This window comes from Pseudomonas sp. PB101 (genome assembly GCF_009764265.1).
Classification (GTDB): Bacteria; Pseudomonadota; Gammaproteobacteria; order Pseudomonadales; family Pseudomonadaceae; genus Aquipseudomonas.
The window spans coordinates 30,265-55,060 of sequence record NZ_RWIR01000096.1 but is presented as its reverse complement, the minus strand read 5'-3'; the positions used below and the strand labels follow the sequence as shown (position 1 = coordinate 55,060).

Sequence of the window (24,796 nt, the reverse complement as noted above, 5' to 3'; positions counted from 1 at the left end):
TCGACAGAGGGCAAAGCTGGGCTATAACTAATCTGCTTTTCGCAAGTCATGAGGTAGAACATGAGCGACGATGATCTGGAAAACGACGACCTCGAAGTAGGCGACGACGACGAAACCGAAGAAGGTCTGGAAGCAGCGGCGGAAGACGTCGCTGAAGACGACGGCGGTGATGCGCCGGTTCCGACCGCCAAAGGCAAGGCCAAGGCAGCGGTATCGGTCGATGAGCTGCCGAGTGTCGAAGCCAAGAACAAGGAACGCGATGCTCTCGCGCGGGCCATGGAGGAGTTTTTGGCGAAGGGTGGCAAGGTGCAGGAAGTGGAGGCCAATGTGGTCGCCGATCCTCCCAAGAAGCCTGACAACAAGTATGGCAGCCGGCCTATCTGAGCCTGTTGCCCGCTTGCTGAAAAAGCCCGCCGTCGCTGCGGGCTTTTTCATGCCTGAAACAAAACCCTCAGGCCTGACGCAATCTCTGTAGGAGCCGGCTTGCTGGCGATGGCGACAAGTCAGCCAACATTATTGTTGAATGATAAAACGCATTCGCCAGCAAGCCGGCTCCTACAGATTCGATGTTGCGCCGCTATTCCACCGCGCCAACAACGCCGGCAACTCGGTCAGGCTGCGGATCTCGGCATCCGGCAAGCGCTCCGCTTCCCAGGTCTTGCCCGCCGGGTTGAACCAGATTGCACGCAGCCCCGCCTGCTGTGCCCCGGCAATGTCGTCGCCCGGATGATCGCCGATGTGCACCGCGGTTTCGGCGGTTGCACCACCCCGTTGCAACGCCTCATGAAACAGTCGTGCATCGGGTTTGGCGATGCCGATGTCTTCGGCGCACAACGCAAACTTGAAGTAATCCGCCAGCCCCAGCCGCCGCACGTCAGCGTTGCCGTTGGTGACTACGCCCAGGGCGTAATGGTTGGCCAGCGCTTCCAGGGTCGGTTGCACCTCCGGGAAGATTTCCAGCTGATGTCGGGCATGCAGAAACACTTCGAAGCTCTGGTCGGCCAGGTCTGACGCTTGTGCGTGGGGGTAACCGGCTTCTTCCAGAGCCTGGAACAACACGCGCCGGCGCAGGGCGCTGATGCGGTGCTTGAGGTTCGGCTCGATGCTCAGGATGCGTTCGCGGATGGCCCACAAATGTTCTACCGGCACAGCCCCCAGATTGGGCGCGTGCTCGGTCAGCCATGCACGCAAAACGGCTTCGGCGCTGACGATGACGGGGGCGGTGTCCCACAGGGTGTCGTCGAGGTCGAAGGTGATCAACTGAATGCTCATGAATCGTCGCCTTTCATGCGTTTGGCCCGTGGGTGGGCGCTGTCGTAGACCGTGGCCAGGTGCTGGAAGTCCAGGTGGGTGTAGATCTGCGTGGTCTTGATGTCCGAGTGCCCGAGCAACTCCTGCACCGCGCGCAGATCCTGGGAGGATTCCAGCAAATGGCTGGCAAAGGAGTGCCGCAGCATGTGCGGGTGGAGGTTTTGCCCCAGTTCGCGCTCGCCGGCAGCCTTGACCCGCACCTGGATCGCTCGCGGTCCGAGACGTCGACCCTGTTGGCTGACAAACACCGCATCGTCCGCCGGGTTGGCCATGGCTCGCAGTGGCAGCCACTGCTCCAGCGCTTCGCGGGCTTTTTTTCCTACCGGCAGCACGCGGGTCTTGCTGCCTTTGCCGAGCACCTGGACCATGCCGTCGGCGAGGTCGAGCTGATCGAGATTGAGCCCCGTCAGCTCCGATAGCCGCAGTCCGGAGGAGTAGAACAATTCCAGAATCGCCTGGTCTCGACGTGCCAGAAAGTCGTCTTCAACGCCGCCCTCTAATAGTTGCAGGGCGCGGTCGGTGTCCAGGGTTTTCGGCAGGCGACGTTCACCTTTCGGCGGCGCCAGGCCATTGGCCGGATCGTGGTCGCACAGGCCTTCGCGGTTCAGGTAGTGATAAAGCCCGCGAACGGCGGACAGCAATCGCGCCAGACTGCGCGATGACTGACCCTGGGCATGCAGGCGGGCAATCAGGCTGCGCAGGCGCTGGATGTCCAGCGCCGCCCAGCTGCCGATGTTCTGTTTGATGCACCAGCCCAGTACTTTATCGAGGTCGCGGCGGTAGGCCGACAGCGTGTGCGGCGACACCTGTCGCTCACTGCGCAGGTGTTCGCAGTAAGCGTCCAGTTGCCGTTCCATGTTCAGCGTACCGAGCGCAGGGAGTTGTTGACCCGTGGCAGCACGCGGCCCATGACTTCGGCGATGTAGCTCAGGAACAGGGTGCCCACCGAGCTTTTGTAGTGCTGAGGGTCGCGGCTGGCGATGGCCAGGATGCCGTGAATGCCCTGATGGCTGATGGCAACGACTGCGGTGGAGCCGATCTGCTTGCGCTGCTCCTCGCCGAACAGGAAGTCCAGTTCATGCTCACGCAGGCTGCCGCTGACGCTTTTGTCTTCCGAGAGCAAGCCGCCGATGGCCACCTGTGCCTCGGCGTGAGTGGCCCAGCGGCCGACCGGCATGGCGTTGTCACCCAGCAGGATAAGGCTGACGAAGGGTACCTGGAACTCCTGGCGCAGGCTGTCTTCGACGCACATCACCACGTCTTCCAGGCTGGCGGCATCCATCAGCGCCAGGATCAGGCGACGGGTCTTTTCGAACAGCCGGTCGTTGTCCCGGGCCACGTCCATCAAGTGAGAAAGACGGTGGCGCAACTCGATGTTGCGGTCGCGCAGGATGGTCATCTGACGCTCCACCAGCGACACGGTGTCGCCGCGCCGATGGGGAATACGCAGGGACGGCAGCAGTTCTTCGTGCTCGACGAAAAAGTCCGGGTGAGCCTCCAGGTACGCGGCAACAGCCGCCGCCTCCAGGCTTTCGGACGGTGATTCGTCAGCTTGTCGTGCGGGTACCTGAGGCTTGTCGGTCATGGGTTTCGCTCACTCAAAGACGCACTTGTCCTTCGTATACACGCACTGCCGGGCCGGTCATCATCACCGGGTGGCCAGGGCCTGCCCATTCGATGGACAAGCGCCCGCCAGGCAGGTCGATCAATAGGGGCGAATCCATCCACCCCTGGCTGATCGCGGCCACTGCGGCGGCACAGGCGCCGGTTCCGCAAGCCTGGGTTTCCCCGGCTCCACGCTCCCAGACGCGCAATTGCGCGCGGCTCCGGTCGATGACCTGGAGAAAGCCGACATTGACCCGTGCCGGGAAGCGCGGGTGATGTTCGATTTTCGGGCCCAGTTCATGCACCGGCGCATTGTTGATGTCGCTGACCCGCAGCACGGCATGGGGGTTGCCCATGGACACGGCGGCCAGATCGACCGGGGTGCCGTCGACGTCGACCTGATAACTGGTGGCCTGCTCTGGCGCCTGGAATGGAATATCCGCTGGCACCAGGCGCGGGGCGCCCATGTTGACGCCGATCTGGCCGTCGTTACGCACGTCGAGCTCGATGATGCCGCTTTTGGTTTCGACGCGGATCAGGCGTTTTGCGGTCAGGCGCTTGTCGAGCACAAAACGGGCGAAGCAGCGTGCACCATTGCCGCACTGCTCCACTTCGGAACCGTCGGAGTTGAAGATCCGGTAGCGGAAGTCCACGTCCGGGTTGCTCGGCGCTTCGACGATCAGCAACTGGTCGAAACCGATGCCGGTATGCCGGTCGCCCCATTGCTTGGCATGCTTGGGCAGGATGTGCGCGTGCTGGCTGACCAGGTCGAGGACCATGAAGTCATTGCCCAGGCCGTGCATCTTGGTAAAACGCAGCAGCATGGTTTTACTCCGGCAGCAGGCTTTCGCCAGCAAACAACTCGGCTACCGTTTCACGGCGACGCACTTCAAATGCCTGATCACCGTCCACCAACACTTCGGCGGTACGACCGCGGGTGTTGTAGTTGGAACTCATGACAAACCCGTAGGCACCGGCCGAATGCACGGCCAGCAGGTCGCCTTCTTCCAGCGCCAGCTGACGATCCTTGGCCAGGAAATCGCCGGTCTCGCAGATCGGGCCGACGATGTCGTAGGCGCGGGCCGCGGATTGGCGCGGGCGCACGGCCGTGACGTCCATCCAGGCCTGGTACAGCGCCGGGCGGATCAGATCGTTCATGGCGGCGTCGACGATGGCGAAGTCTTTGTGCTCGGTGTGCTTGAGGTATTCGACCTGCGTCAGCAGTACGCCGGCGTTGGCCACGATGAAGCGGCCCGGCTCGAACACCAGCGCCAGGTCACGACCGTCGAGACGCTCGCGCACGGCCTTGATGTAGTCGGCAGCCAGTGGCGGCTCCTCGTCCTTGTAACGCACGCCCAGTCCGCCACCGAGATCGATGTGGCGCAGGTAGATGCCGCAATCGCCGAGGCGGTCGATCAGGCCCAGCAGGCGGTCGAGGGCGTCAATGAACGGTGGAAGGGTGGTCAGTTGCGAACCGATGTGGCAATCGACGCCGACCACTTCCAGGTTCGGCAGCTGCGCGGCGCGCACGTAAACGTCTTCGGCGTCGGCGATGGCGATGCCGAACTTGTTCTCTTTGAGACCGGTAGAAATGTACGGGTGGGTGCCGGCATCGACGTCCGGGTTCACACGCAGCGAAATCGGCGCGCGAACGCCCAGTTCGGCGGCGACTACTTGCAGGCGTTCCAGCTCGTCGGTGGATTCGACGTTGAAGCAGTGCACGCCGACTTCCAGGGCGCGACGCATGTCGTCACGGGTCTTGCCGACACCGGAGAACACGATCTTGTCGGCGCTGCCGCCAGCGGCCAGTACACGTTCCAGCTCGCCACGGGAGACGATGTCGAAACCGGCGCCCAGACGCGCCAGGACATTCAGTACGCCCAGGTTGGAGTTGGCCTTGACCGCGAAGCACACCAGGTGCGGCGTGCCGGCCAGTGCATCGGCGTAAGCCAGGTACTGGGCTTCGATGTGTGCACGGGAGTAAACGTAGGTGGGTGTACCAAAGCGCTCGGCGATGGCAGACAGGGCAACACCTTCCGCGAACAGTTCACCGTCACGGTAGTTAAAAGCGTCCATGAGGTTCCCTTATTATTGGTAGACGTCGTGCTTGTGTGCTTTGGAGGCAGGCTGTTGCTGCGACGACTTGGCTTGCTCGACAGGGTCCTGGTCTTCATCGGGCAGGTACAGCGGGCCTTTTTGACCGCAGGCCGACACAAGGCAGGCAACCGCGAGGAGCGCAGCAAGGGAAGAGATCAGGCGCTTCATGGCGAAATCCTTGAAAATGCATTAATTGCGCCAGAGTATACCGGCCACCCGGCAGCTTGCCTATGCAACGGACCGCCCGTCCGGCGGGGGTTGGCCGCAAGCACATCGAACCCTGTGGGAGCGGGCTTGCCCGCGATAGCGGTGGTTCAGTCGACAATGATGTTGAATGTGCCGGCCCCATCGCGGGCAAGCCCACACAGTTGCAGTGCCAGGCCTGTTGATTACGGTCCTTGGTCGTTATCCTTTGCAATCGACGGGGCTCGGTCGTATCTTGCGGCGCTTGAGCCTGATCAGACACTTTTTGAGGTTGCCGTAATGAGTTTGTCCGAAGCGCGTTTCCACGACCTGGTCGATGCCACCCAGCAAACCCTGGAGGACATCTTTGACGACAGCGACCTGGACATCGACCTCGAAAGCTCGGCCGGTGTGCTGACCGTCAAGTTCGAGAACGGCAGCCAGTTGATCTTCAGTCGCCAGGAACCGCTGCGTCAGCTGTGGCTGGCGGCGGTGTCCGGTGGTTTCCACTTCGACTACGACGAAGAAAGCGAGCGCTGGATGTGCGACAAGAGTGAAGAGCAACTGGGTGAAATGCTTGAGCGCATCGTCCAGCAACAGGCCGGTGTCGAACTGGATTTCGAAGGTCTGTAAGTCTGTGACTCAACCCGTTCCGGTCCGTGCGCCAAAGCCGCTATACAGCAATGTCAGCCCCGCAGTGCCGTCGCCGTGCAGCGGTGTATGCCGGCTGGACGAGCAGAAAGTCTGCCTGGGCTGCTTTCGCCATGTCGAAGACATCCGCGAATGGCGCTCGGCCGATGATCAGCGCCGACGGGTGATTTGCGCCGAGGCTGCTCACCGCAAATCCTTGGCATAAAGGCCGCGCGGAAGCTGTATCGCCCAGCTTGTATATTTTTTGAGCTGTGATAGTGTCCGGAAACGCCTCAACCCATCGAGGTTTATGAAAACCCCGCCTTTTTCTGGCGGGGTTTTGCTTTTTTCGTGCAGAAGAAAGGAGTCTGCCCAGATCATGACCGCACCTTCCATCACCCTTACCCGTCTGGACGTCCAGCGCCTGGAGCGCCTGATCGACAGCCTGGACGACACGTTGCCGGGCGTTATCGCGTTGCAAACCGAGCTGGATCGCGCCGATACAGTGGTCGGTCACGATGAAGTGCCGGCGGATGTCGTGACCATGAATTCCCGCGTGCATTGCCGCGAAGAAGGCAGTGGCAAGGACTACCACCTGACCCTGGTGTACCCCAAGGATGCGAATGCCGACGAAGGCAAGGTCTCGATCCTGGCACCGGTGGGCAGCGCGTTGCTCGGCCTGAAGGTTGGCCAGCATATCGACTGGCCGGCTCCGGGCGGCAAGACCCTGAAACTGACGCTGCTGGAAGTCGAATCGCAGCCGGCCAATGGCGGCGCGTTCCCCGAGTGACATCCCTTCAGACCTGATCGAGCGCCTCGTTCAATGCCTGCTCCAGGTCAGCTTTGTAACGCAGATACAGATGGGTCGAACTCTGCCCTTCACCGAGCAGGCCTGACAGGTCGAGATCGGTGATGTAGCAGCGATAGCGTTCGGTTTCCCGGCGCTGCCCGACGATTTCCCGGGCGACCACGCTGAACAGCTGGTCGCCATGCTCCAACTCGGAAAACTCCCGTTGATTGCAATACAACGTGACCTGCACCTGACCCGGTGCGGCTTTGCCGACGATCGCCTGCACGTCGTAGAACGGTTTGTTCACCGGTGTCTGCGGTACCGGTCGGGCCTCGATGCGACGCGCCCGGCCAGGACCTGACGGCAGCAACTGGCTATACAGGATGTCGAGGTTCAAGGGATGGGCTGCGTCCATCGGCAACAGGGCATCGCGACGGTACTGAATCGATTGCAGGAAGCGCTGCAGCGGCACCAGCAGGCTTTGCTCGTCGTGCCAGGGCAGGCGTTGCTGCCACAGGGCATTGAACTCATCGAGCACGTACAGATCAGCCTGATTCTCGTTGACCCGATAGAACACTTGAATGCAGTCCGGCTGGCCCGTCGGCAGAAACAGCGCAAGGTCGTGCTCTTGCAATGCATTGGGGTCCAGGTGAAGCGGGCTGTAGCTGGCCATTTCCTCGCCCAGGTAATCGATCAGCGCCGGCAAGTTGGCCAGCGCGATGTGCTGGACCTGGCCCGGCACCAGCTCGAGCACGTGGTAGTGCTGCTGGACCTGGATCAGGTAGCGGTGATTGAGCCGGCTCAGCAGCAGGTTCTGCGCGGTATCGAGGATGTCTTCCACGCGCTGGGCGATGAACTGCGCGCGGTTGTGGCAGAAACAGCGCACCCGCAGCTTCGGCTGTTGCGGTCCGGCCGGCAGGTTGTTGAGATAGTCGCGGATGCAGTCGAGCAGAGCGTGGGGGCCGTCATAGCGAGCGACCAGCACTTCGTTCCAGCTATTGAGCGTGACCTGGTCCAGGGTCAGCACCAGATTTTCCCGGACGCCGGCGTAGCTCAGGGAGTCGGTGCGCTCGGTGGTCATGAGGATGTTCAGGTCACGATGGTGCTTGAGCGGATCGATGCCGACATTCACCAGGATCAGCACTTCACTCGGAACGCTGGCGCGCAACAGAGGCTCTTCGGCGACGGTGGGCAAGGGCAGGGCAATGGTCTGTTGCAGGCTGCCGAGCAGGTTGAACAGCTCGAATTCGCTCAAGTCGCTGGTGCCGGGGTGCAAGGCCAGGCGGGTACTGCTGTCGATCACGCCATTGCGGTGGCACCAGGTCAGCAGTTCCAGCAAGTGACGGCTGCGTTTGATCGGCGCGAAATGCTCCCACTCCAGCGCCGTCAGGCTGCCGTTATACAAACCCCATTGGCCTTGCCCCGGTTCTTTCTTGTTCGGCGCGTGCACCAGCGTCAGGGTGTCTTCGGCCAGGTCCGGGGCGATGCCGGGGTTGATGAACTCGACTTTGCCGGCCTTGCGCTCGAAGGCGGCGTACAGCCGACGGCCGAGGACGCTCAGGTCACGCTTGTTGATGCGGCTGACGGTTTGTTCGTGACGGGCAAACTGTGTGAGAAAGCGGTAGCTGTAGTTCAGCTCGTTGACCAGTGCCCGCCGCTCGGAGCTGACCTGACGGACCTTCCACTGGCTGCGGCTGTCGAGCAGGGCCAGTTGGCGCTGGTCCCAGTGCCATTCGTGGGCCAGGCGCTCAAGCAATGAACGTTGCCAGCTCTGTGTGCGACTGTTGCCGGTCAGTTTGCGATTGACCTTCAGGTACAGCGCGCGGCGCACCAGTTCCAGGCGTTCCGGTTCGTTGCGGGCGACCAGGTATTCCTCGATGCGCCGGTACACCACGACGTACGGGTCCAACTCGTCGAGGTCGAGGCGGTTGGCGAACACCGCCTGCTTGAAGCGCAGGCTCAGGCAATGGACCCTGGGGTGTTCGCTGGCGTAAACCTCGGTCAGCAACAGCTTGAGCACCGACTTGTAGGGCGACTCGATGCCCTTGAACAGCTGCCAGAGCCCGGCTCCGATGAATTCTCCGGGCGGAATGAAGGCCAGGTTGCCGAGGTCGAGGGTTTCGTCGGCGCGGATGAAGCGTTTGGAAATCAGGGTATGGGTGTAGCGGTCGTAGCTCGCTTCCTCGTAGACCGGCACCAGCCACCAGATCGGCGTGCGCCCGGCGAGCCAGATCGCGGTGCGGTAAAACTCGTCCAGCAACAGGTAGTGCTGGGTGGTGCCGCAATCTTCCGAGCTCAGTTGGGTGTCGCGTTCGCCACGGACGAAACGGCTCGGGTCGATCAGGAAAAAATGCGCCTCGGCACCCTGGCTGGCAGCCCAGGTTTCCAGCAGCTGGCATTTTTTGCGCAGTTCGGCGAGCTCGTTCTCGGTCAGGTCCGGTCCATGGCACACCCACACATCCATGTCGCTCTGGTCGGCCTGGGCCAGGGTGCCGAGGCTGCCCATCAGGAACAGTCCGTGAATCGGCCGGGGTGGGTTGCTGCCGTGGCGCGGTTTGTAGGAAAACGAACGGGTCAGGCGCTGGGCTTCAGCGAGTACATTGGCATCCGGCTCGAAATTCGACAGCCCCGCCGGCGTACTGCCGGAAACGTAGCCGGGCAACAGCGGATGATTGACGTGGAAAAACAGCGGCAGCAAGGTCAGGACTCCTTGCTGGCGGGTCGACAAGCCTTCCATGGCGCGAGCCATGCGTCCTTCGTTGAGTTTCAGAAAGCGTGCGCGCAGCTGGCTGAGTACCTTGCGGTCGATTCCTTCGTCCAGATCAGGGCGGATTTCATGGGTGCGCGTCATGTCAGCTCAAACCGGCTCGCAGGGCTCGGACGTGGGGCTCTTCGGATGAGGGGCAGTTTAGCGCCTTGAGGCGAGGACTTTTAAGCTGAATTTGTTTTTCTGGCGTCAGGTTTCCAACGGCTGGAGACAGGCATCAGGGTATGTGCCCGCGGAAATCCCTGGATCGGGGTCTCCGTGGGCGACACGGCAGAATTCAGGCTGTTACTTCGGCGTTAAGAATGGTCAGCACGGTTTGCACATTTTGCGCGGCGTCACGACCCAGGCTGGTCAGGTAACCGCCATCAGGCTGGTCGGTCAGTTCTTTTTCAAAGAGACGTTTGGCGGCGGCAATGTGTTTCGGGGCAGCGGTCTGATGAATTTTCAGACCTTCCTGGGAACTGTCCAGGTTGAAGAGTGCGAGGACTTCCAGTTCGGCAACCAACTCAGGGGTAAGCGACATAAGGACTCCAGACTTTCTAGGAATTGGACGACAGCGTCCCTAAGGTGAACCCGCTTGCGCGGCATGTCCAGTGCTCGCGACAGGGTTTTTTACCTCTGTAGGAGCGAGCCTGCTCGCGAAGGTCGTCAACGATAACGCTGGAAACCTGATGCCCCGCGGCGCTCTCGGGTTTTTCGCGAGCAGGCTCGCTCCTACAGGGGGCGTGGGCTTATTGCTTTTCCGGCGGCAACTCGGGCAATGCGCGCAGTGCGGCTTCATACCATTCGGTATTGAACGCGCGGTCTTCTTCGAGGATCGCGTCGATTTCTACCGCCAAAACGTGGGCCATCAGGTTGAGGATTTCTTCGCGCTCGTAACCCACCAGCGTCAGCTTGTTGAACGTCGCCTTGGCCGCTGGCGGGTTGTCGCTTTCGATCTGGTTTTCGATGGCCTGGATCAGGGTACTTTCGGCGAACTCTTCTTCGTCGTTGTCGATATCGGTTGGCTCGCTCATGGCAGGCTCCTCAGGGAAAGGCGGCCAGTTTACCTGCATTCAGCGGCGTGATGCTGCTGGCAAGAATCCCGGCGGCGTTCTATAAACAGGCACTGCCCACCCCGCACGGCCTGGAGGCTTTGTGATGATCAAGCTTTATGGATTCTCCGTCAGTAACTACTACAACATGGTCAAGCTGGCGCTGCTGGAAAAAGGGCTGCCCTTCGAAGAGGTACCGTTTTACGCCGGCAGCAGCCCCGAGGCACTGGCGATCAGCCCTCGCGGAAAAGTCCCGGTCCTGCAGGTAGAGCAGGGTTTCATCAATGAAACCAGCGTCATCCTCGAATACATCGAGCAAAGCCAGAGCGGCACGCCATTGCTGCCGAGCGATCCGTTCGAGCGCGCGCAGGTGCTGGCACTGGCCAAGGAAATCGAGCTGTACATCGAATTGCCAGGGCGCGCCAGTTACGGCGAAGCGTTCTTTGGCGTGACCGTGCCGGATGCAATCAAGGAGAAGACCAAGGCCGAACTGTTGCTGGGGATAGCGGCGCTGGGCCGGCACGGCAAATTCAGTCCTTACGTGGCTGGCGACAGCCTGAGCGTGGCGGACCTGTATTTCCTGTACAGCGTGCCGTTGGCGTGTGGGGTCGCGAAGAAACTCTTTGGCATTGATCTGCTGGCCGAGCTGCCGGCGGCCAAGGCCTTGCTGGCGCTGTTGGAGCAAAACCCGAACGTGCAGCGAATTGCGGCGGACAAGGAAGCAGCGATGCCGGCGTTCATGGCGATGATCGCGGCCAAGAAGTAGTTCTGTGGGGTTTTGAAGTCAGTCATCGCGGGCAAGCCCGCTCCCACAGAGTTCGATGTGTAAACACGATCAATGTGGGAGCGAGCCTGCTCGCGAAGCTTTTAGCGGCTGGCGAGCAACGCCTGGCCGCGCACCACGGCAGCCTTCACCTGAGCCGGTGCGGTGCCGCCGATGTGGTTGCGGGCATTGACCGAACCTTCGAGGGTCAGTACGGCGAACACGTCCTGATCGATCTGGTCGCTGAACTTGCGCAGTTCTTCCAGGCTCATTTCCGCCAGGTCCTTGCCGCTGTCCACGCCGTACTTCACGGCATGACCGACGATTTCGTGGCAATCACGGAATGGCAGGCCGCGACGCACCAGGTAGTCGGCCAGGTCGGTGGCGGTGGAGAAGCCGCGCAGGGCCGCTTCGCGCATCATTGCGTGCTTGGGCTTGATCGCCGGCACCATGTCGGCGAAGGCCCGCAGCGAGTCGCGCAGGGTGTCGGCGGCGTCGAACAGCGGTTCCTTGTCTTCCTGGTTGTCCTTGTTGTAGGCCAGGGGCTGGCCTTTCATCAGGGTCAACAGGCCCATCAGCGCACCGAATACGCGACCGGTTTTGCCACGCACCAGCTCCGGCACGTCCGGGTTTTTCTTTTGCGGCATGATCGAGCTGCCGGTGCAGAAGCGGTCTGGCAGGTCGATGAACTGGAATTGCGCGCTGGTCCACAGCACCAGCTCTTCGGAGAAGCGCGACAGGTGCATCATCGCGATGCTGGCCGCCGAGCAGAATTCGATGGCGAAATCGCGATCGGAGACGTTATCCAGCGAATTGCCGCCAACCGCGTCGAAACCCAGCAGTTGGGCGGTGTATTCACGATCGATTGGGTACGTGGTGCCGGCCAGTGCAGCGCTGCCCAGCGGCATGCGGTTGGTGCGCTTGCGGCAGTCGACCAGGCGCTCGTAGTCGCGGCTGAGCATTTCGAACCAGGCCAGCATGTGGTGCCCGAAGGTCACCGGCTGGGCGGTCTGCAGGTGGGTGAAGCCCGGCATGATGCTGGCGGCTTCGCGCTCGGCCTGTTCCAGCAGGCCTTTTTGCAAGCGAGTGATTTCGGCCAGGATCAGGTCGATTTCGTCACGCAACCACAGGCGGATGTCGGTGGCGACCTGGTCGTTGCGGCTGCGGCCGGTGTGCAGTTTTTTACCGGTCACGCCGATGCGGTCGGTCAGCCGTGCCTCGATGTTCATGTGCACGTCTTCGAGGTCGATGCGCCAGTCGAACTGGCCGGCCTCGATTTCACCCTGGATGGTCTTCAGGCCATCGATGATGCTGTCGCGCTCGGCATCGGTCAGTACGCCGACCTTGGCCAGCATGGTGGCGTGGGCGATCGAACCCATGATGTCGTGGCGATACAGGCGCTGGTCGAAGGTGACGGAGGCGGTGAAGCGGGCGACGAAGGCGTCGACGGGTTCACTGAAGCGGCCGCCCCAGGACTGATTGGTCTTGTCAGTGCTCATGAATTCGCTCGTATCGGCTTGAAGAAAGAAGGCGTGGAACGCTGGCGCGGATAATAACAGGGTTGCCAACCCTGTCGCTGACACTGGTCGATACGTTTTTTGGAGGGAGCAGAGCCCGGGCCCGTGCAAGGCATGCGCATTTTTGCCGAACGATATTTTCCGATTGAGCTGTATCGTCCCGGCAACCGTCTACAGTTGGACAGTAGGATCAGCGCACTTCTCGCTTCAGCCGCTGACTATAAGAAGAGGGGGTGTTCATATTGCGTATCAGCAAACCCTGTGGCGATGTGTCGCCAATGCGGGCCTGGGCCGCCAATCGCCCGGCAAATGAAAATTTAGCCGCCGGACCAGCGGCACTTTTTGGCGCTCGGACTAGTCTTAGCGTGGATCGCGGTGACGGACGTCACTTCACCTGTCTACGCTATCCTTGTGCGAGACTCACGCAGGAATCCAGCGCAATATGAATGTCCTGATCGTTGATGACGAACCCTTGGCCCGCGAGCGCCTGAGCCGAATGGTTGGCGAACTCGAGGGATACACTGTCCTGGAGCCTAGTGCCACGAATGGCGAAGAGGCGTTGGCACTGATCGACAGTCACAAACCGGATATCGTGTTGCTTGATATCCGCATGCCCGGCCTGGATGGCCTGCAAGTGGCTGCGCGGTTATGTGAACGCGAAACTCCGCCCGCCGTGGTGTTCTGCACCGGGCCCGATGAATTTGCCGTGGAAGCCTTACAGTCCAGCGCCGTAGGCTATCTGGTGAAACCTGTGAGAACTGAACAATTACATGACGCATTAAAGAGAGCCGAGCGCCCCAATCGTGCCCAGCTCGGCGCCCTGACCCGCCCTGCCGCCGAAAGCGGCAGCGGCCCGCGCAGCCATATCAGCGCCCGAACCCGCAAAGGGATCGAGCTGATTCCGCTGGATCAGGTGGTGTACTTCATTGCCGACCACAAATACGTGACCTTGCGCCACGAGAGCGGTGAAGTGCTGCTCGATGAGCCGCTCAAGGCCCTCGAGGACGAATTCGGTGACCGTTTTGTGCGTATCCATCGCAATGCACTGGTCGCCCGCGAGCGTATCGAGCGATTGCAACGCACACCCCTGGGACATTTTCAGTTGTTCCTCAAGGGCCTCAACGGTGATGCGCTGATCGTCAGCCGGCGCCATGTGGCTGGCGTGCGCAAGATGATGCAACAGCTTTAAAAAGCTGTGCACAGGCTGATTTCACACCCGATTGCCGGAGATCCGGGGCCAGGGAGGCCGAGTAGTATCTGATACAAGTCAAAGTGGATTTGGCTGAGCTGTTATTATCCGTCATATCTATTCAGTACGGATTGATCCATGTCCTCTCGCGAAATCCGCATCGCCACCCGCAAAAGCGCACTCGCCCTGTGGCAGGCCGAATACGTCAAAGCCCGCCTTGAAGCCGCTCATCCGGGCCTGCTGGTGAGCCTCGTCCCCATGGTCAGTCGTGGTGACAAGCTGCTTGACTCACCACTGTCGAAAATCGGCGGCAAGGGCCTGTTCGTCAAGGAACTTGAAACCGCGCTATTGGAAAATGAAGCCGACATCGCCGTGCACTCCATGAAGGACGTGCCGATGGACTTCCCCGAAGGCCTCGGCCTGTTCTGCATCTGTGAACGGGAAGATCCGCGCGATGCCTTCGTTTCCAACACCTATGCCAGCCTGGATGAGTTGCCCCGGGGCAGCATCGTCGGCACCTCCAGCCTGCGCCGCCAGGCACAATTGCTGACCCGTCGCCCGGACCTGGAAATCCGCTTCCTGCGCGGCAACGTCAACACCCGCCTGGCCAAGCTCGATGCCGGTGAATACGACGCCATCATCCTCGCCGCCGCCGGCCTGATCCGGCTTGGCTTTGAAGATCGCATCACATCGGCCATCAGTGTCGACGACAGCCTTCCGGCCGGCGGACAGGGTGCGGTGGGAATCGAATGCCGCAGCGTCGACAGTGAAATTCATGCACTGCTGGCGCCCCTGCATCACCAGGACACCGCCACCCGCGTGATCGCCGAACGTGCCCTGAACAAGCACCTCAATGGCGGTTGCCAGGTGCCGATCGCCTGCTTCGCCGTGCTGGAAGGTGAGCAGCTCTGGTTGCGCGGACTGGTGGGTGACCCGGCCGGTGGCCTGCTGCTCAGCGCCCAGGCCCGCGCCCCTCGCGGCGATGCCGAGGCGCTCGGCGTACGAGTGGCCGAAGACCTGCTCAGCCAGGGTGCCGACGACATCCTCAAGGCGGTCTATGGCGAGGCTGGCCACGAGTGACCGGCTGGCGCTTGCTGCTGACGCGTCCCGCCGAAGAGGCGGCGGCGCTAAGCAGTCTTTTGGCCGAGCAGGGGATATTCAGTAACAGTCTGCCGCTTTTGGACATCGTGCCCATTGCGGCCACTGACACAATGCGCCAGGTGATTCAGACGCTGGACCAATTCTGCGCCGTCATCGTGGTCAGCAAGCCGGCAGCCCGCATCGGCGTCGAACTGCTCGAGCGGTTTTGGCCTGCGCTGCCCGCCGTGCAGTGGTTCAGCGTCGGCGCGGCGACAGCGCAGATCCTTGAGGATCACGGATTGAACGTGAGCTTCCCGGCAGAAGGCGATGACAGTGAAGCCTTGCTCGAGCTTTCCCGACTGCGCGAGGCTATCGCCCAACCCGGCTCGCGAGTGTTGATCCTGCGCGGAGAGGGCGGGCGCGAGTTGCTGGCTGAGCGTTTGCGTGAGCTTGGTGCTAGTGTCGAGTATCTGGAACTGTACCGCCGGGCCTTGCCGATTTACCCGCCGGCGGCACTGCCGCAACGGATCCAGGCGGAACGCCTGAACGGACTGGTGGTCAGCAGTGGACAAGGTTTTGAGCACCTGCATCAATTGGCCGGCGATGCCTGGCCGCAGTTGGCGCGGCTGCCGTTGTTTGTACCGAGCCCCAGGGTTGCCGAGCTGGCACGTGCCGCCGGGGCCAAAACAGTTGTGGATTGTCGCGGCGCCAGTGCCGCGGCCTTGCTGACGGCGTTACGGGAGCAACCCGTACCCGTTTTCTAATGCAAAGGATGGATACGTGAGCGAAACAGCCTTGCCTAAAGATGAATCGCGACCGGTGCTTGATGCACCTATCGATGCTCCTGTTGATGGAATGCCGCAGCCGCCACCACCAGCTGCCGAGCAGCGTCGAGGCAATGGCCTGGCTATCGTCGCGCTGTTGCTGGGTGCGGCCGGTGTCGCGGTAGGCGGTTGGGGTGTCTGGCAGGTGCGTCACCTGCAGGCCAATAATCAGCAGCAGTTGAGTCAGGTCCAGGCGTTGAATGACCAGGCGCAGAGCCTCAAGCTCAATGAGGAACGCCTGAGCGCACGCCTGGCCCAGTTGCCTGCCGCCGATGAGCTGGAGGCACGCAGTCGCCTGGTGATTCAGCTGCAAGGTGATCAGCAGCGTTTGAACCAGCGTCTGGAAACCGTACTCGGCGCCAGCCGCAAGGACTGGCGCCTGGCCGAGGCCGAGCATCTGCTGCGGCTGGCCAGCCTGCGGCTGTCTGCCTTGCAGGACATCAGCAGCGCCCAGGCATTGGTCCAGGGCGCCGACGAGATACTGCGCGAGCAGAACGATCCGGGCTCCTTTGCCGCACGCGAGCAGGTGGCCAAGACCCTGATCGCCTTGCGCAGTACCGAACAACCGGATCGTACCGGGCTGTTCCTGCGTCTGGGCGCACTGCGCGATCAAGTTACCAGCCTCACCGAGCTGGCCCCGGAGTACAAGGACAGTGGCGACTCGTTGCTGGGCCTGACCGCCGATGGCGACGGTGCCAGTCGCTGGGCGCAATGGTGGGATCAGATTTCGCGCTACATCCGTATCGATTTCAATGCCGACAAAAACGTTCGCCCTTTGCTCGCCGGTCAGAGCCTGAGTCAGGTACGCCTGGCCCTGAGCCTGGCGCTGGAGCAGGCACAATGGGCCGCACTCAACGGTCAGGCCGCGGTTTACTCGCAGGTGCTGGACGAGGCGCGGGACATCCTCAAGGGCAACTTCAACCCGGACAACGCACAGAGCAAAGTCATGCTTGAGCAGGTGGCCGAGTTGAGCAAGCAACCGGTCACCGTGGTCACGCCGGATATGACCGGCACCCTGAGCGCCGTGCAGGGGTACCTGGAGCGGCGCAACGTCAACGCCGAGGACTCGGTCAAGCCAATGGCCAGGCCTGCCGCGAACACCGCGCCGGAGGCCACGCCATGAAACGCCTCTATGTGGTCGTGTTCCTCGTGATCGCCGCTACCGCTGCGCTGGGACTGGCGATTGCCGAACATTCCGGGTATGTGCTGATTGCCTACAAGACCTTCCGCTATGAGTCGAGCCTGTGGGCTACGTTGGCGCTGGTGGCTGTGCTGTGGCTGGTGATCTGGGGCATCAAGACACTGGTCGAATTGGTGATGGCGTCCAGTGGTGTGGTCAACCCGTGGTCCACGCGCAACCGCAGCCGTCGCGTGCAGGTGGCGATCGAGCACGGTCAGCTGGATCTGGCCGAGGGTCGCTGGGCCAGCGCGCAGCGTCATTTGCATCGGGCTGCCGAGGCCGAGCGCCAGCCGTTGCTTTATTACCTCGGTGCGGCACGTGCCGCAAACGAACTGGGCAATTACGAAGAAAGCGACAACTTGCTGGAGCGCGCCCTGGAGCGTCAACCTCAGGCCGAATTGGCGATCGCCTTGAACCACGCCCAGTTGCAGACCGACCGCGGTGATACCGACGGCGCCCTCGCCACCCTGCAAGCCATGCATGAACGCCATCCCCGCAACGCACAGACCTTGCGTCAGTTGCAGCGCCTGCTTGCGCAGCGTGGTGACTGGTCGGCATTGATTCGCCTGCTGCCGGAACTGCGCAAGGACAAAGTCCTGCCGGTGACCGAACTCGCCGAACTGGAGCGTCGGGCCTGGGGGGCGAACCTGTCCCTGGCGGCGCAACGGGAAGAGGACGGCACGGTCGGGCAGCAATCGCTGGAGCGTGCCTGGCAACAATTGACCTCGGCACAACGCCAGGAGCCGCAACTGATACTCGCCTATGCCGAGCAACTGCGGCAATTGGGGGCTCAGGTCCAGGCCGAGGAAGTCCTGCGCACCGCACTCAAGCGCAACTACGACAGTCATTTGGCACGTCTCTACGGACTGGTGCGCGGCAGTGATCCGACCCGCCAGTTGCAGGCCGCCGAAGGCTGGCTCAAGGAACATCCGGCCGATCCGGGCCTGCTGTTGACCCTGGGGCGTCTGTGCCTGCAAAACAGTTTGTGGGGCAAGGCGCGGGACTATCTGGAAAGCAGCCTGCGTGTACAACGCAATCCGGAAGCCTGTGCGGAGCTGGCCCGGTTGCTGGCGCAAATGGGCGATACCGAGCGCAGCAACCAGCTGTTTCAGGAAGGCCTGGGGTTGTTGGATGAGCGCTTGCTCGCCGCCCCTCTGCCAGTGCCGGTCAGCGCTTGACCGATCCGCTGGCGCCAGGCTCCGGCGTCTGAGTGGTGAGCTGCGGCGAGCAAGCAAATGTCCTCGCCGCAGCGCGATTTTTTACTGAAACTCGGTCATCAAGTCTCGTCGCAGGCAAAGTCCTACAGAGGACTACTTTTTATCCTCTCGCCTGCGTCGGTATTTCCCTACGCTTCTGCTGAAGTCTCCGCGGGCGCTTGCCTTGAAAGGCCGTCGCGCTTTCCTCTACCGTAATGGTCTGTCACTACTTTTACGGAAAAGCCATGTCTTTGGCCTGCTCACGCTCCTTGTTCTTCATGGCTTTCATCGCGGGTGCCCTGGCGTTGGGCGTTTCCTACTACCTGGAATATGCGCTCGGCCTGCGGCCTTGCGGCTTGTGCCAGGTGCAGCGTTTTTGTCTGGCGCTGCTGACCGTTGTCTGCCTGATGGCTTCCGTCCATGGTCCGGGTCGCACAGGCACCGTTCTGTATTGGCTGCTCTGTCTTGGTTGCAGCCTGGCTGGCACTGTCGCGGCGTGGCGGCAGGTTCTGTTGCAAAGCCTGCCAATGGAGCACGCGGCGGTGTGTTCGACCCACCTGGCGGATCTGTTCGCCGGTTCTGCGTGGTTATCCGTCCTGCAGCAATTGTTCAAGGGCGGTGGCGAATGTGTGGAGGTTTCCTGGAGTCTGTTCGATCTGAGCCTCACCGAGTGGAGCCTGCTGTACTTCGTCGCGATGATGATTCTGGCGGTTTACCAGCCGTTGCGACTGGTCTGGATCAGCTATCAGCGACCACTCAGCGGCGAGTCGTCGCACCGGGCCTTTGCGGGCGATTAAACACTTGTATGAACTTTATCGCCTGCGTACCTTGAAGCCAGTGTCGTGCGGGCATAATCTGGCCCGCACGTGTCATTGGAATTATGTTGCTCGATGACGCTCTGCCTGACCGCCCACCGACGTTACAAGAGGCGAGCGGGCATAGAGCAGCTGACCCACAAGGGAAGAGAGATCACCATGCTCGAAAGTTGTCAGAATGCTCAGGAACGCTGGGGTGGAGTGCACCTGCTGATCGATCGCTGGTTGCAGGAGCGCAAAGAACTGATCGATGCATACGACAAGCTCGGTGCCGATCCTGAGGCACTGTCCACGAATCGCAAGCCTTTGCAGGAATTCTGCGGCGTGCTGGTCGATTATGTATCGGCCGGACACTTCGAGATCTACGAGCAACTGACGGGGGAGGCCAAGGCCTTCAACGACAAGCGTGGCCTGGAGCTCGCCGAGACCATCTACCCGCGCATCGATGTCATCACTGAAAAGCTGCTGGCGTTCAATGACCTTTGCGACGAAGGCAAATGCGTTGCGGAGAAGTTCAAGGAGCTGGGTGGCCTGTTGCACGAACGCTTCGAACTGGAAGATTGCCTGATCGAAGTGCTGCACACCGCGCACAAGGAAGCCGATCCGGTTCAGGCCTGAATCGCTTCCCGCAAGACCCTTAAACGGCGTGCCACGGCACGCCGTTTTTCATTTCCGCTGTCAGCTGGTTGCGCCACGCAGTTCAACTTCGAACACCAGCGGCGTGAACGGTGCGATCACGTCGCCCGCACCGTCGGCGCCATAGGCCTGGGCCGATGGAATCACCAGTCGCCACTTCGCCCCGACCGGCATGTTTTGCAATGCGCTGCGCCATCCGGCGATCACGCTGTCGAGACTGAACCATTGTGGCTGGCTGTTCTGATCGAACACCGTCCCGTCGGGCAAACGACCGATGTACAACACCTGCACCTTGCCGTTGGGTCCTGCCTTGGCGCCAGCGCCCGGTGTCAATTCGGTCAGCAGCACGCCGTCAGCCAGTTCGCGCACACCGGGCCTGGCTTTCTCGGTGGCGAGAAAACGTTGTTCCTTTTCCAGCGCCATTTCGCTTTGCGGCTCGGCCGGCTGCATGGCAATCCGTGCCTCGTGTTCGGTCAATATCTGCTCGATCTGTTCGTCCTTCAGCGCCAGCGGTTTGCCCTGGTAGGCGTGCTGCAATCCTTCGACCAGTGCCTGGAGTTGCAGGTCGGGAGCCTCCAGGCGCAAGCGTTCGCCAAGGCTGGCACCCAGGCTGTAAGCGAGATCACGGGCTTCATTTTCCTGTGTTTTTTCGGCGGCCTGGGCCACCGAAAAAAACACGCACAGCGATAAAAAAAGGTAGCGCGACATGGGCACTCTCCGACCTGAATTGCGGGCGATTATGCCAGTGAGAATGCGCACAACGGTGAACTGCTTTCGCGTCGACGCAGAAGTTTTTCAGTCCTTTGCAACACAACGCTTTCGATAGTGTCAACATGCCCTAGCGGCGGTTGCAGCAGAGGTCTAGTATGAGCCGCACTCACTTCAGCCAGGAGGTAAACCATGTCGGCCACCAAGAAGCCAGTAAGCACTCCGTTGCACCTGCTCCAACAACTCTCGGGCAGCCTGCTCGAGCATCTGGAAACCGCTTGTTCCGAAGCCTTGGCTGATGCTGAAAAACTGCTCGCCAAACTGGAAAAGCAGCGCGGAAAAGCGCAAGAAAAACTGCACAAGTCCCGCACCAAATTGCAGGACGCTGCGTCGGCCGGAAAAGCCAAGGCGCAAGCCAAGGCCAAGGGCGCAGTCGCCGACCTTGAAGAGCTGCTCGATGCCCTGAAGGATCGTCAATCGGAAACCCGCGGCTACATTCTGCAACTCAAGCGCGATGCCCAGGAGAGCCTGAAACTGGCCCAGGGCGTCGGTCGTGTTCAAGAGGCTGTCGGCAAGGCGTTGTCCCTGCGTGCGGCCAAGCCTGCTGCGGCTCCTGCGAAGAAAGCCGCTGCCAAACCGGCTGCTGCAAAAGCACCGGCCAAGCCTGCTGCTGCAAAAACTGCTGCTGCCAAACCAGCAGCGAAAACTGCCGCAGCCAAACCTGCTGCAAAACCGGCTGCGAGAAAACCGGCTGCTGCCAGCGCCGCAAAACCAGCTGCTAAAACCACGGCTGCCAAACCTGCCGCTGCCCGACCTGCCGCTGCAAAAACCGCCGCTGCCAAACCGGCAGTGGCCAAAACCACTGCCGCTAAACCGGCTGCAAAACCGGCTGCTAAACCAGCAGCAAAACCGGCAGCTAAATCGGCCGCTAAACCAGCAGCAAAACCTGCCGCCCGAACCGCTGCGGCGAAACCTGCCGCCAAGCCGGCTGCAAAACCCGTCGCTGCAAAACCAGCAGCCAAGCCAGCGGCAAAACCCGCCGCAAAAGCGGCTGCCAAACCCGCGGCTAAACCTGCTGCAAAACCAGCCGCAAAACCGGCTGCAGCGAAACCAGCCGCTGCCGCCAAACCAGCCGCCAAGCCCGCCGCTGCGAAGCCCGCCGCTGCGAAGCCAGCTGCCGCCAAACCGGCTGCCGCAAAACCTGCTGCAAAACCAGCCGCCAAGCCCGCAGTGAAAAAGCCGGTTGCGGCCAAGCCAGCCACTGCACCGGTTGCCAAGCCAGCCAACCCGGCTCCGGCAGCAACGTCTGCTTTGGCAGCAGCCACCTCGACAGCCACGCCAGCGCCAACGCCGGCCGCCGCATCGATCGCAGCAACCACCCCGACCAGCGCTTCCTAAGTGCCGGTTACCGCGACGCGCAGCTGATGCAGCGCGTCGCGGTGCAGGTGGGCGGCACCCGCCGTCGCACCTTCCAGCCAGGCCGCCAGATCGGTCTCGGCACCTTGCGGCCAACTCTGCGCCGCTCTCTCGAGCCGCAACAACAGATGCCGCTCGGCTTCCAGCTCCAGTGCCTTCACTTGTTCACGCATGTTGTGCAAATCGGCGTCTGCCGTGGCAGCGGCCTTCCATTGCGTACGCAAGGCGCGTAACGGCCGCACGACATCGCTGTCCCACGCAAAGGCCACACTGCGCAGTTGCTGCAAACGCTGCTCATCGCAGGCCACGCCTCGTTGTCCCAGCCATGCACTGCACAGCAACAGGCACACATTGACCCCCGCCGCCTGCAATTGCAGGCATGCCTGCTCAATGCCAGGGCGGGCGTAGGTGTTCAGGGAAAAGCTCCACAGGTCAGAGGACATAGTGCTACTCGCGCCAGTTGCGAGCGAAGCTGGTAGACTCCGCCGCCATTATGATTCGACTTCAGAACCTGACTTTACAGCGTGGCCCGCAACGTCTGCTAGAAGACGCCGAGCTGACCCTGCACGCCGGCCACAAAGCCGGCCTCATCGGTGCCAACGGCGCCGGCAAATCGAGCCTGTTCGCCTTGCTTCGGGGCGAGCTGCACCCGGACTCGGGTGACTGCTTCCTGCCGGCCGACTGGCGTATCGCCCACATGCGCCAGGAGGTCGACACGCTCGAACGCATGGCGGTCGACTACGTGCTCGATGGCGACCTGCGCCTGCGTCAGGTGCAACGCGACCTGGCGGCAGCCGAAGCGGCCCATGACGGTGCCGCACAGGCCCGCCTGCACTCGGAACTCGACAGCGCCGACGGCTACACCGCCGACGCCCGGGCGCGCAAGTTGCTGGCCGGCCTTGGGTTCACCAACGAGCAGATGGATCGCCCGGTCGGGGATTTCTCCGGTGGCTGGCGGATGCGCCTGAACCTGGCGCAGGCCCTGATGTGCCCATCGGACCTGTTGCTGCTCGACGAACCGACCAACCACCTGGACCTCGACGCCATCATCTGGCTTGAGGAATGGCTCAAGAGCTATCCCGGCACCTTGATGCTGATTTCCCACGACCGCGATTTCCTCGATGCCGTGGTCGACCACGTGGCCCACGTCGATCAGCGCAAAATCACCCTGTATCGCGGTGGCTACAGCGCTTTCGAGCGCGCCCGTGCCGAACGCCTGGCCCAGCAACAGCAGGCGTACGAGAAGCAGCAGGTGCAACGTGCGCACATGGAAAGCTACATCGCCCGCTTCAAGGCCCAGGCCACCAAGGCCCGTCAGGCCCAGAGCCGGATCAAGGCCCTGGAGCGGATGGAAGAGCTGACCGCTGCCCACGTCGATTCGCCGTTCGACTTTGTCTTCCGTGAATCGCAGAAAATCTCCAGCCCGCTGATCGACCTGTCCGATGCCCGCTTGGGTTACGGTGACAAAACCGTGCTGGAGAAGGTCAAGCTGCAACTGACCCCGGGCGCGCGAATCGGTCTGCTCGGCCCGAACGGTGCCGGTAAATCGACCCTGATCAAGAACCTTGCCGGTGAGCTTTCGCCATTGGCCGGCCGCTTGACCCGTGGCGAGAACACCGTGGTCGGCTACTTCGCCCAGCATCAGCTCGACTCTCTGGATTCCAAGGCCAGTCCGTTGCTGCACCTGCAGCGTCTGGCACCGACCGAGCGCGAGCAGACCCTGCGTGACTTCCTCGGCGGTTTCGACTTCCGTGGCGCGCGGATCGACGAGCCGGTGCTGAATTTCTCCGGTGGCGAGAAGGCGCGCCTGGCGTTGGCCCTGATTGCCTGGGACCGGCCGAACCTGTTGCTGCTCGACGAACCGACCAACCACCTGGACCTGGAAATGCGCCTGGCGCTGACCATGGCCCTGCAGGAATTCAGCGGTGCGGTACTGGTGGTCTCCCACGACCGTCACTTGCTCAAAAGCACCACCGACAATTTCTATCTGGTGGCGGACGGCAAGGTCGAAGAGTTCGACGGCGATCTGGAGGACTACACCCGCTGGCTGGTGGAGTATCGCCAGCGCAACGCCCCGGTCAGCACGACACCGGTGAACCCGGACAAGACCGACAAGAAAGCCCAGCGTCAGGCCGCAGCGGCGTTGCGTCAGCAACTGGCGCCGCACAAGCGCGAGGCCGACAAGCTCGAAGCCGAACTGGGCAAGCTCCACGAAAAGCTGGCGAAGATCGATGCCAGTCTCGGTGACAGCGACATCTACGAACCGGCGCGCAAGAATGAATTGCGTGATCTGCTGGCCGAGCAGGCCAAGCTGAAAGTACGTGAGGCGGAACTGGAAGAGGCGTGGATGGAAGCCCTGGAGTTGCTGGAAAGCATGCAGGCGGAGCTGGAGGCGCTGTCCTGATGGATGCCTTCAAGTTGCCGTTGCCGGCGGTGTGGGCCGAGCCGATCTGGCTCGGCGTGCAAATCCTGCTGATCCTGCTGGCCGGCTACTTCGCCCAGCGTTTCGTCGCCAAGGGCCTGACCCGTCTCGGTGAGCGTTACCCGTTTCCGCCGCAACTGATGATGCCGCTGCGGGGCGGTTTGCGCTGGCTGATCATGGGCAGCGCGCTGATTTTCGTGCTGGAGCGACTCGGTGTGTCGGCCACGGTGCTCTGGACCGCGCTATCCGGTTTCGTCGCGGTCGCGGCGGTGGCGTTTTTCGCCATGTGGAGCGTGCTCTCGAACCTGCTGTGCGCGATCCTGATCTTTACCGTCGGCCCGTTTCGCCTGGGCGACGTGGTCGAGTTGGTGGACACCACCGACAAACCTGGCGTCAAAGGCCGGGTGGTGGCGATCAATCTCCTTTACACCACGCTGGTCGAGGCCGAAGAGCTCGGCACGGGCAGCGCCATGGTGCAGGTGCCCAACAGCTTGTTCTTCCAGCGTTCGGTACGGCGCTGGCGCGGGACGGATGTGTTTCCTTCCAGCGGGTTTGAGAAGTAAGCCGGCGGTTAGCTGATTCCTGCAAAAAAATCGGTAGTCATCCATCCAAACCCGCATTAGCTTAGACGTC

General features: G+C 61.8%; 27 protein-coding genes. 15 read left to right on the top strand and 12 right to left on the bottom strand.

Annotated features, from left to right (window positions below; translation table 11 throughout):
• Positions 1-60 precede the first annotated feature (60 nt).
• The gene (sutA, locus tag EI969_RS30095; protein WP_008050867.1) at positions 61-384 is read left to right on the top strand and encodes a transcriptional regulator SutA; all 324 of its coding nucleotides are present in this window, start codon (positions 61-63) and stop codon (positions 382-384) included.
• 171 nt (positions 385-555) lie between these two features.
• On the opposite strand, the gene EI969_RS30090 is transcribed toward sutA, so the two are convergent.
• From EI969_RS30090 to EI969_RS30065, 6 genes are read right to left on the bottom strand one after another with little or no spacing between them, the layout of a single operon-like run.
• Positions 556-1,272: an HAD family hydrolase gene (locus EI969_RS30090; protein ID WP_160390884.1), complete on the bottom strand. Its 717-nt coding sequence runs from the start codon at positions 1,270-1,272 to the stop codon at positions 556-558.
• Entirely contained in the window at positions 1,269-2,168 is a 900-nt protein-coding gene (gene xerC, locus EI969_RS30085) for a tyrosine recombinase XerC (RefSeq protein ID WP_160390883.1), read from the bottom strand. The genes EI969_RS30090 and xerC overlap by 4 nt, the downstream gene beginning before the upstream one ends.
• Positions 2,169-2,170: 2 nt before the next feature.
• Positions 2,171-2,896, bottom strand: coding sequence for a DUF484 family protein (locus EI969_RS30080; protein ID WP_007980809.1), 726 nt, complete (start codon positions 2,894-2,896; stop codon positions 2,171-2,173).
• Between the two features lie 13 nt (positions 2,897-2,909).
• Positions 2,910-3,740, bottom strand: a complete 831-nt coding sequence (gene dapF, locus EI969_RS30075; protein ID WP_160390882.1) for a diaminopimelate epimerase — start codon at positions 3,738-3,740, stop codon at positions 2,910-2,912.
• 4 nt (positions 3,741-3,744) lie between these two features.
• Entirely contained in the window at positions 3,745-4,992 is a 1,248-nt protein-coding gene (gene lysA, locus EI969_RS30070; protein ID WP_160390881.1) for a diaminopimelate decarboxylase, read from the bottom strand.
• Positions 4,993-5,004: 12 nt separating this feature from the next.
• Positions 5,005-5,181: a lipoprotein gene (locus EI969_RS30065; protein ID WP_007980804.1), complete on the bottom strand. Its 177-nt coding sequence runs from the start codon at positions 5,179-5,181 to the stop codon at positions 5,005-5,007.
• A gap of 315 nt (positions 5,182-5,496) precedes the next feature.
• Here EI969_RS30065 and cyaY point away from each other — a divergent pair, with 315 nt between their 5' ends.
• The 3 genes from cyaY (at position 5,497) to rnk (ending at position 6,616) form a co-directional block, all read left to right on the top strand.
• Complete coding sequence (gene cyaY, locus EI969_RS30060; RefSeq protein ID WP_007980802.1) at positions 5,497-5,829, top strand: iron donor protein CyaY; 333 nt, start codon at positions 5,497-5,499, stop codon at positions 5,827-5,829.
• A 4-nt stretch (positions 5,830-5,833) separates the two neighbouring features.
• Complete coding sequence (locus EI969_RS30055; RefSeq protein WP_160390880.1) at positions 5,834-6,052, top strand: DUF1289 domain-containing protein; 219 nt, start codon at positions 5,834-5,836, stop codon at positions 6,050-6,052.
• 153 nt (positions 6,053-6,205) lie between these two features.
• On the top strand, positions 6,206-6,616 hold the full coding sequence (rnk, locus tag EI969_RS30050; protein WP_007980800.1) for a nucleoside diphosphate kinase regulator: 411 nt from the start codon (positions 6,206-6,208) through the stop codon (positions 6,614-6,616).
• Positions 6,617-6,623: 7 nt separating this feature from the next.
• Here rnk and EI969_RS30045 read toward each other — a convergent pair whose 3' ends face one another.
• The 3 genes from EI969_RS30045 to EI969_RS30035 all read right to left on the bottom strand — a co-directional run bounded on the left by EI969_RS30045 (position 6,624) and on the right by EI969_RS30035 (position 10,399).
• Positions 6,624-9,467, bottom strand: a complete 2,844-nt coding sequence (locus EI969_RS30045) for a class I adenylate cyclase (RefSeq protein WP_160390879.1) — start codon at positions 9,465-9,467, stop codon at positions 6,624-6,626.
• 193 nt (positions 9,468-9,660) lie between these two features.
• The gene (locus EI969_RS30040; protein WP_057712785.1) at positions 9,661-9,906 is read right to left on the bottom strand and encodes a TIGR02647 family protein; all 246 of its coding nucleotides are present in this window, start codon (positions 9,904-9,906) and stop codon (positions 9,661-9,663) included.
• A gap of 208 nt (positions 9,907-10,114) precedes the next feature.
• Positions 10,115-10,399 (bottom strand): hypothetical protein, encoded by a 285-nt coding sequence (locus EI969_RS30035; RefSeq protein ID WP_046039010.1) that lies wholly within the window; start codon positions 10,397-10,399, stop codon positions 10,115-10,117.
• A 124-nt stretch (positions 10,400-10,523) separates the two neighbouring features.
• On the opposite strand from EI969_RS30035, the gene EI969_RS30030 reads away from it, so the two are divergent.
• Positions 10,524-11,183: a glutathione S-transferase family protein gene (locus EI969_RS30030; protein WP_160390878.1), complete on the top strand. Its 660-nt coding sequence runs from the start codon at positions 10,524-10,526 to the stop codon at positions 11,181-11,183.
• Positions 11,184-11,284: 101 nt separating this feature from the next.
• On the opposite strand, the gene argH is transcribed toward EI969_RS30030, so the two are convergent.
• A complete protein-coding gene (gene argH / locus EI969_RS30025) occupies positions 11,285-12,679 on the bottom strand; it encodes an argininosuccinate lyase (RefSeq protein WP_007992239.1) in 1,395 nt (464 codons plus the stop codon).
• A gap of 460 nt (positions 12,680-13,139) precedes the next feature.
• Between argH and EI969_RS30020 the strand changes: the two genes are divergently transcribed.
• The 7 genes from EI969_RS30020 to rsd all read left to right on the top strand — a co-directional run bounded on the left by EI969_RS30020 (position 13,140) and on the right by rsd (position 19,599).
• A complete protein-coding gene (locus tag EI969_RS30020) occupies positions 13,140-13,886 on the top strand; it encodes a LytTR family DNA-binding domain-containing protein (protein WP_150716249.1) in 747 nt (248 codons plus the stop codon).
• A gap of 138 nt (positions 13,887-14,024) precedes the next feature.
• Entirely contained in the window at positions 14,025-14,966 is a 942-nt protein-coding gene (gene hemC / locus EI969_RS30015; protein ID WP_160390877.1) for a hydroxymethylbilane synthase, read from the top strand.
• Complete coding sequence (locus EI969_RS30010; protein ID WP_160390876.1) at positions 14,963-15,730, top strand: uroporphyrinogen-III synthase; 768 nt, start codon at positions 14,963-14,965, stop codon at positions 15,728-15,730. Before hemC ends, EI969_RS30010 begins: the two co-directional genes overlap by 4 nt.
• Before the next feature lie 16 nt (positions 15,731-15,746).
• The gene (locus EI969_RS30005; protein ID WP_160390875.1) at positions 15,747-16,913 is read left to right on the top strand and encodes a uroporphyrinogen-III C-methyltransferase; all 1,167 of its coding nucleotides are present in this window, start codon (positions 15,747-15,749) and stop codon (positions 16,911-16,913) included.
• The gene (locus tag EI969_RS30000; protein ID WP_160390874.1) at positions 16,910-18,148 is read left to right on the top strand and encodes a heme biosynthesis protein HemY; all 1,239 of its coding nucleotides are present in this window, start codon (positions 16,910-16,912) and stop codon (positions 18,146-18,148) included. The genes EI969_RS30005 and EI969_RS30000 overlap by 4 nt, the downstream gene beginning before the upstream one ends.
• A gap of 263 nt (positions 18,149-18,411) precedes the next feature.
• Positions 18,412-18,963, top strand: a complete 552-nt coding sequence (locus tag EI969_RS29995; protein ID WP_160390873.1) for a disulfide bond formation protein B — start codon at positions 18,412-18,414, stop codon at positions 18,961-18,963.
• Positions 18,964-19,140: 177 nt separating this feature from the next.
• Complete coding sequence (rsd, locus tag EI969_RS29990) at positions 19,141-19,599, top strand: sigma D regulator (protein ID WP_160390872.1); 459 nt, start codon at positions 19,141-19,143, stop codon at positions 19,597-19,599.
• Between the two features lie 60 nt (positions 19,600-19,659).
• Here the strand turns inward: rsd and EI969_RS29985 are convergent, their stop codons facing one another.
• The gene (locus EI969_RS29985) at positions 19,660-20,325 is read right to left on the bottom strand and encodes an FKBP-type peptidyl-prolyl cis-trans isomerase (protein ID WP_160390871.1); all 666 of its coding nucleotides are present in this window, start codon (positions 20,323-20,325) and stop codon (positions 19,660-19,662) included.
• 192 nt (positions 20,326-20,517) lie between these two features.
• Between EI969_RS29985 and EI969_RS29980 the strand changes: the two genes are divergently transcribed.
• Positions 20,518-21,723, top strand: a complete 1,206-nt coding sequence (locus EI969_RS29980) for an AlgP family protein (RefSeq protein WP_160390870.1) — start codon at positions 20,518-20,520, stop codon at positions 21,721-21,723.
• On the opposite strand, the gene EI969_RS29975 is transcribed toward EI969_RS29980, so the two are convergent.
• A complete protein-coding gene (locus EI969_RS29975; protein WP_160390869.1) occupies positions 21,720-22,184 on the bottom strand; it encodes a TIGR02444 family protein in 465 nt (154 codons plus the stop codon). The genes EI969_RS29980 and EI969_RS29975 overlap by 4 nt on opposite strands.
• Positions 22,185-22,234: 50 nt before the next feature.
• On the opposite strand from EI969_RS29975, the gene EI969_RS29970 reads away from it, so the two are divergent.
• Positions 22,235-24,145 carry an ATP-binding cassette domain-containing protein gene (locus EI969_RS29970; protein ID WP_160390868.1) on the top strand — a complete coding sequence of 637 codons (1,911 nt, stop codon included), beginning with the start codon at positions 22,235-22,237 and terminating at the stop codon, positions 24,143-24,145.
• On the top strand, positions 24,145-24,726 hold the full coding sequence (locus tag EI969_RS29965; protein ID WP_160390867.1) for a mechanosensitive ion channel family protein: 582 nt from the start codon (positions 24,145-24,147) through the stop codon (positions 24,724-24,726). Before EI969_RS29970 ends, EI969_RS29965 begins: the two co-directional genes overlap by 1 nt.
• The last annotated feature ends 70 nt before the right edge of the window (positions 24,727-24,796 follow it).

What these genes read in the sequence shown, in the direction of transcription:
- EI969_RS30035 (WP_046039010.1), bottom strand. Translation starts at nt 10,399, where the DNA reads ATGAGCGAGCCAACCGATATCGACAACGACGAAGAAGAGTTCGCCGAA.
- lysA (WP_160390881.1), bottom strand. Translation starts at nt 4,992, where the DNA reads ATGGACGCTTTTAACTACCGTGACGGTGAACTGTTCGCGGAAGGTGTT.
- EI969_RS29975 (WP_160390869.1), bottom strand. Translation starts at nt 22,184, where the DNA reads ATGTCCTCTGACCTGTGGAGCTTTTCCCTGAACACCTACGCCCGCCCT.
- EI969_RS30020 (WP_150716249.1), top strand. Translation starts at nt 13,140, where the DNA reads ATGAATGTCCTGATCGTTGATGACGAACCCTTGGCCCGCGAGCGCCTG.
- EI969_RS30090 (WP_160390884.1), bottom strand. Translation starts at nt 1,272, where the DNA reads ATGAGCATTCAGTTGATCACCTTCGACCTCGACGACACCCTGTGGGAC.
- EI969_RS29985 (WP_160390871.1), bottom strand. Translation starts at nt 20,325, where the DNA reads ATGTCGCGCTACCTTTTTTTATCGCTGTGCGTGTTTTTTTCGGTGGCC.
- EI969_RS30000 (WP_160390874.1), top strand. Translation starts at nt 16,910, where the DNA reads ATGAAACGCCTCTATGTGGTCGTGTTCCTCGTGATCGCCGCTACCGCT.
- EI969_RS30040 (WP_057712785.1), bottom strand. Translation starts at nt 9,906, where the DNA reads ATGTCGCTTACCCCTGAGTTGGTTGCCGAACTGGAAGTCCTCGCACTC.
- rsd (WP_160390872.1), top strand. Translation starts at nt 19,141, where the DNA reads ATGCTCGAAAGTTGTCAGAATGCTCAGGAACGCTGGGGTGGAGTGCAC.
- EI969_RS30065 (WP_007980804.1), bottom strand. Translation starts at nt 5,181, where the DNA reads ATGAAGCGCCTGATCTCTTCCCTTGCTGCGCTCCTCGCGGTTGCCTGC.
- EI969_RS30045 (WP_160390879.1), bottom strand. Translation starts at nt 9,467, where the DNA reads ATGACGCGCACCCATGAAATCCGCCCTGATCTGGACGAAGGAATCGAC.
- EI969_RS29965 (WP_160390867.1), top strand. Translation starts at nt 24,145, where the DNA reads ATGGATGCCTTCAAGTTGCCGTTGCCGGCGGTGTGGGCCGAGCCGATC.
- EI969_RS29980 (WP_160390870.1), top strand. Translation starts at nt 20,518, where the DNA reads ATGTCGGCCACCAAGAAGCCAGTAAGCACTCCGTTGCACCTGCTCCAA.
- EI969_RS30080 (WP_007980809.1), bottom strand. Translation starts at nt 2,896, where the DNA reads ATGACCGACAAGCCTCAGGTACCCGCACGACAAGCTGACGAATCACCG.
- rnk (WP_007980800.1), top strand. Translation starts at nt 6,206, where the DNA reads ATGACCGCACCTTCCATCACCCTTACCCGTCTGGACGTCCAGCGCCTG.
- hemC (WP_160390877.1), top strand. Translation starts at nt 14,025, where the DNA reads ATGTCCTCTCGCGAAATCCGCATCGCCACCCGCAAAAGCGCACTCGCC.
- dapF (WP_160390882.1), bottom strand. Translation starts at nt 3,740, where the DNA reads ATGCTGCTGCGTTTTACCAAGATGCACGGCCTGGGCAATGACTTCATG.
- xerC (WP_160390883.1), bottom strand. Translation starts at nt 2,168, where the DNA reads ATGGAACGGCAACTGGACGCTTACTGCGAACACCTGCGCAGTGAGCGA.
- cyaY (WP_007980802.1), top strand. Translation starts at nt 5,497, where the DNA reads ATGAGTTTGTCCGAAGCGCGTTTCCACGACCTGGTCGATGCCACCCAG.
- argH (WP_007992239.1), bottom strand. Translation starts at nt 12,679, where the DNA reads ATGAGCACTGACAAGACCAATCAGTCCTGGGGCGGCCGCTTCAGTGAA.
- EI969_RS29995 (WP_160390873.1), top strand. Translation starts at nt 18,412, where the DNA reads ATGTCTTTGGCCTGCTCACGCTCCTTGTTCTTCATGGCTTTCATCGCG.
- EI969_RS30030 (WP_160390878.1), top strand. Translation starts at nt 10,524, where the DNA reads ATGATCAAGCTTTATGGATTCTCCGTCAGTAACTACTACAACATGGTC.
- sutA (WP_008050867.1), top strand. Translation starts at nt 61, where the DNA reads ATGAGCGACGATGATCTGGAAAACGACGACCTCGAAGTAGGCGACGAC.
- EI969_RS29970 (WP_160390868.1), top strand. Translation starts at nt 22,235, where the DNA reads ATGATTCGACTTCAGAACCTGACTTTACAGCGTGGCCCGCAACGTCTG.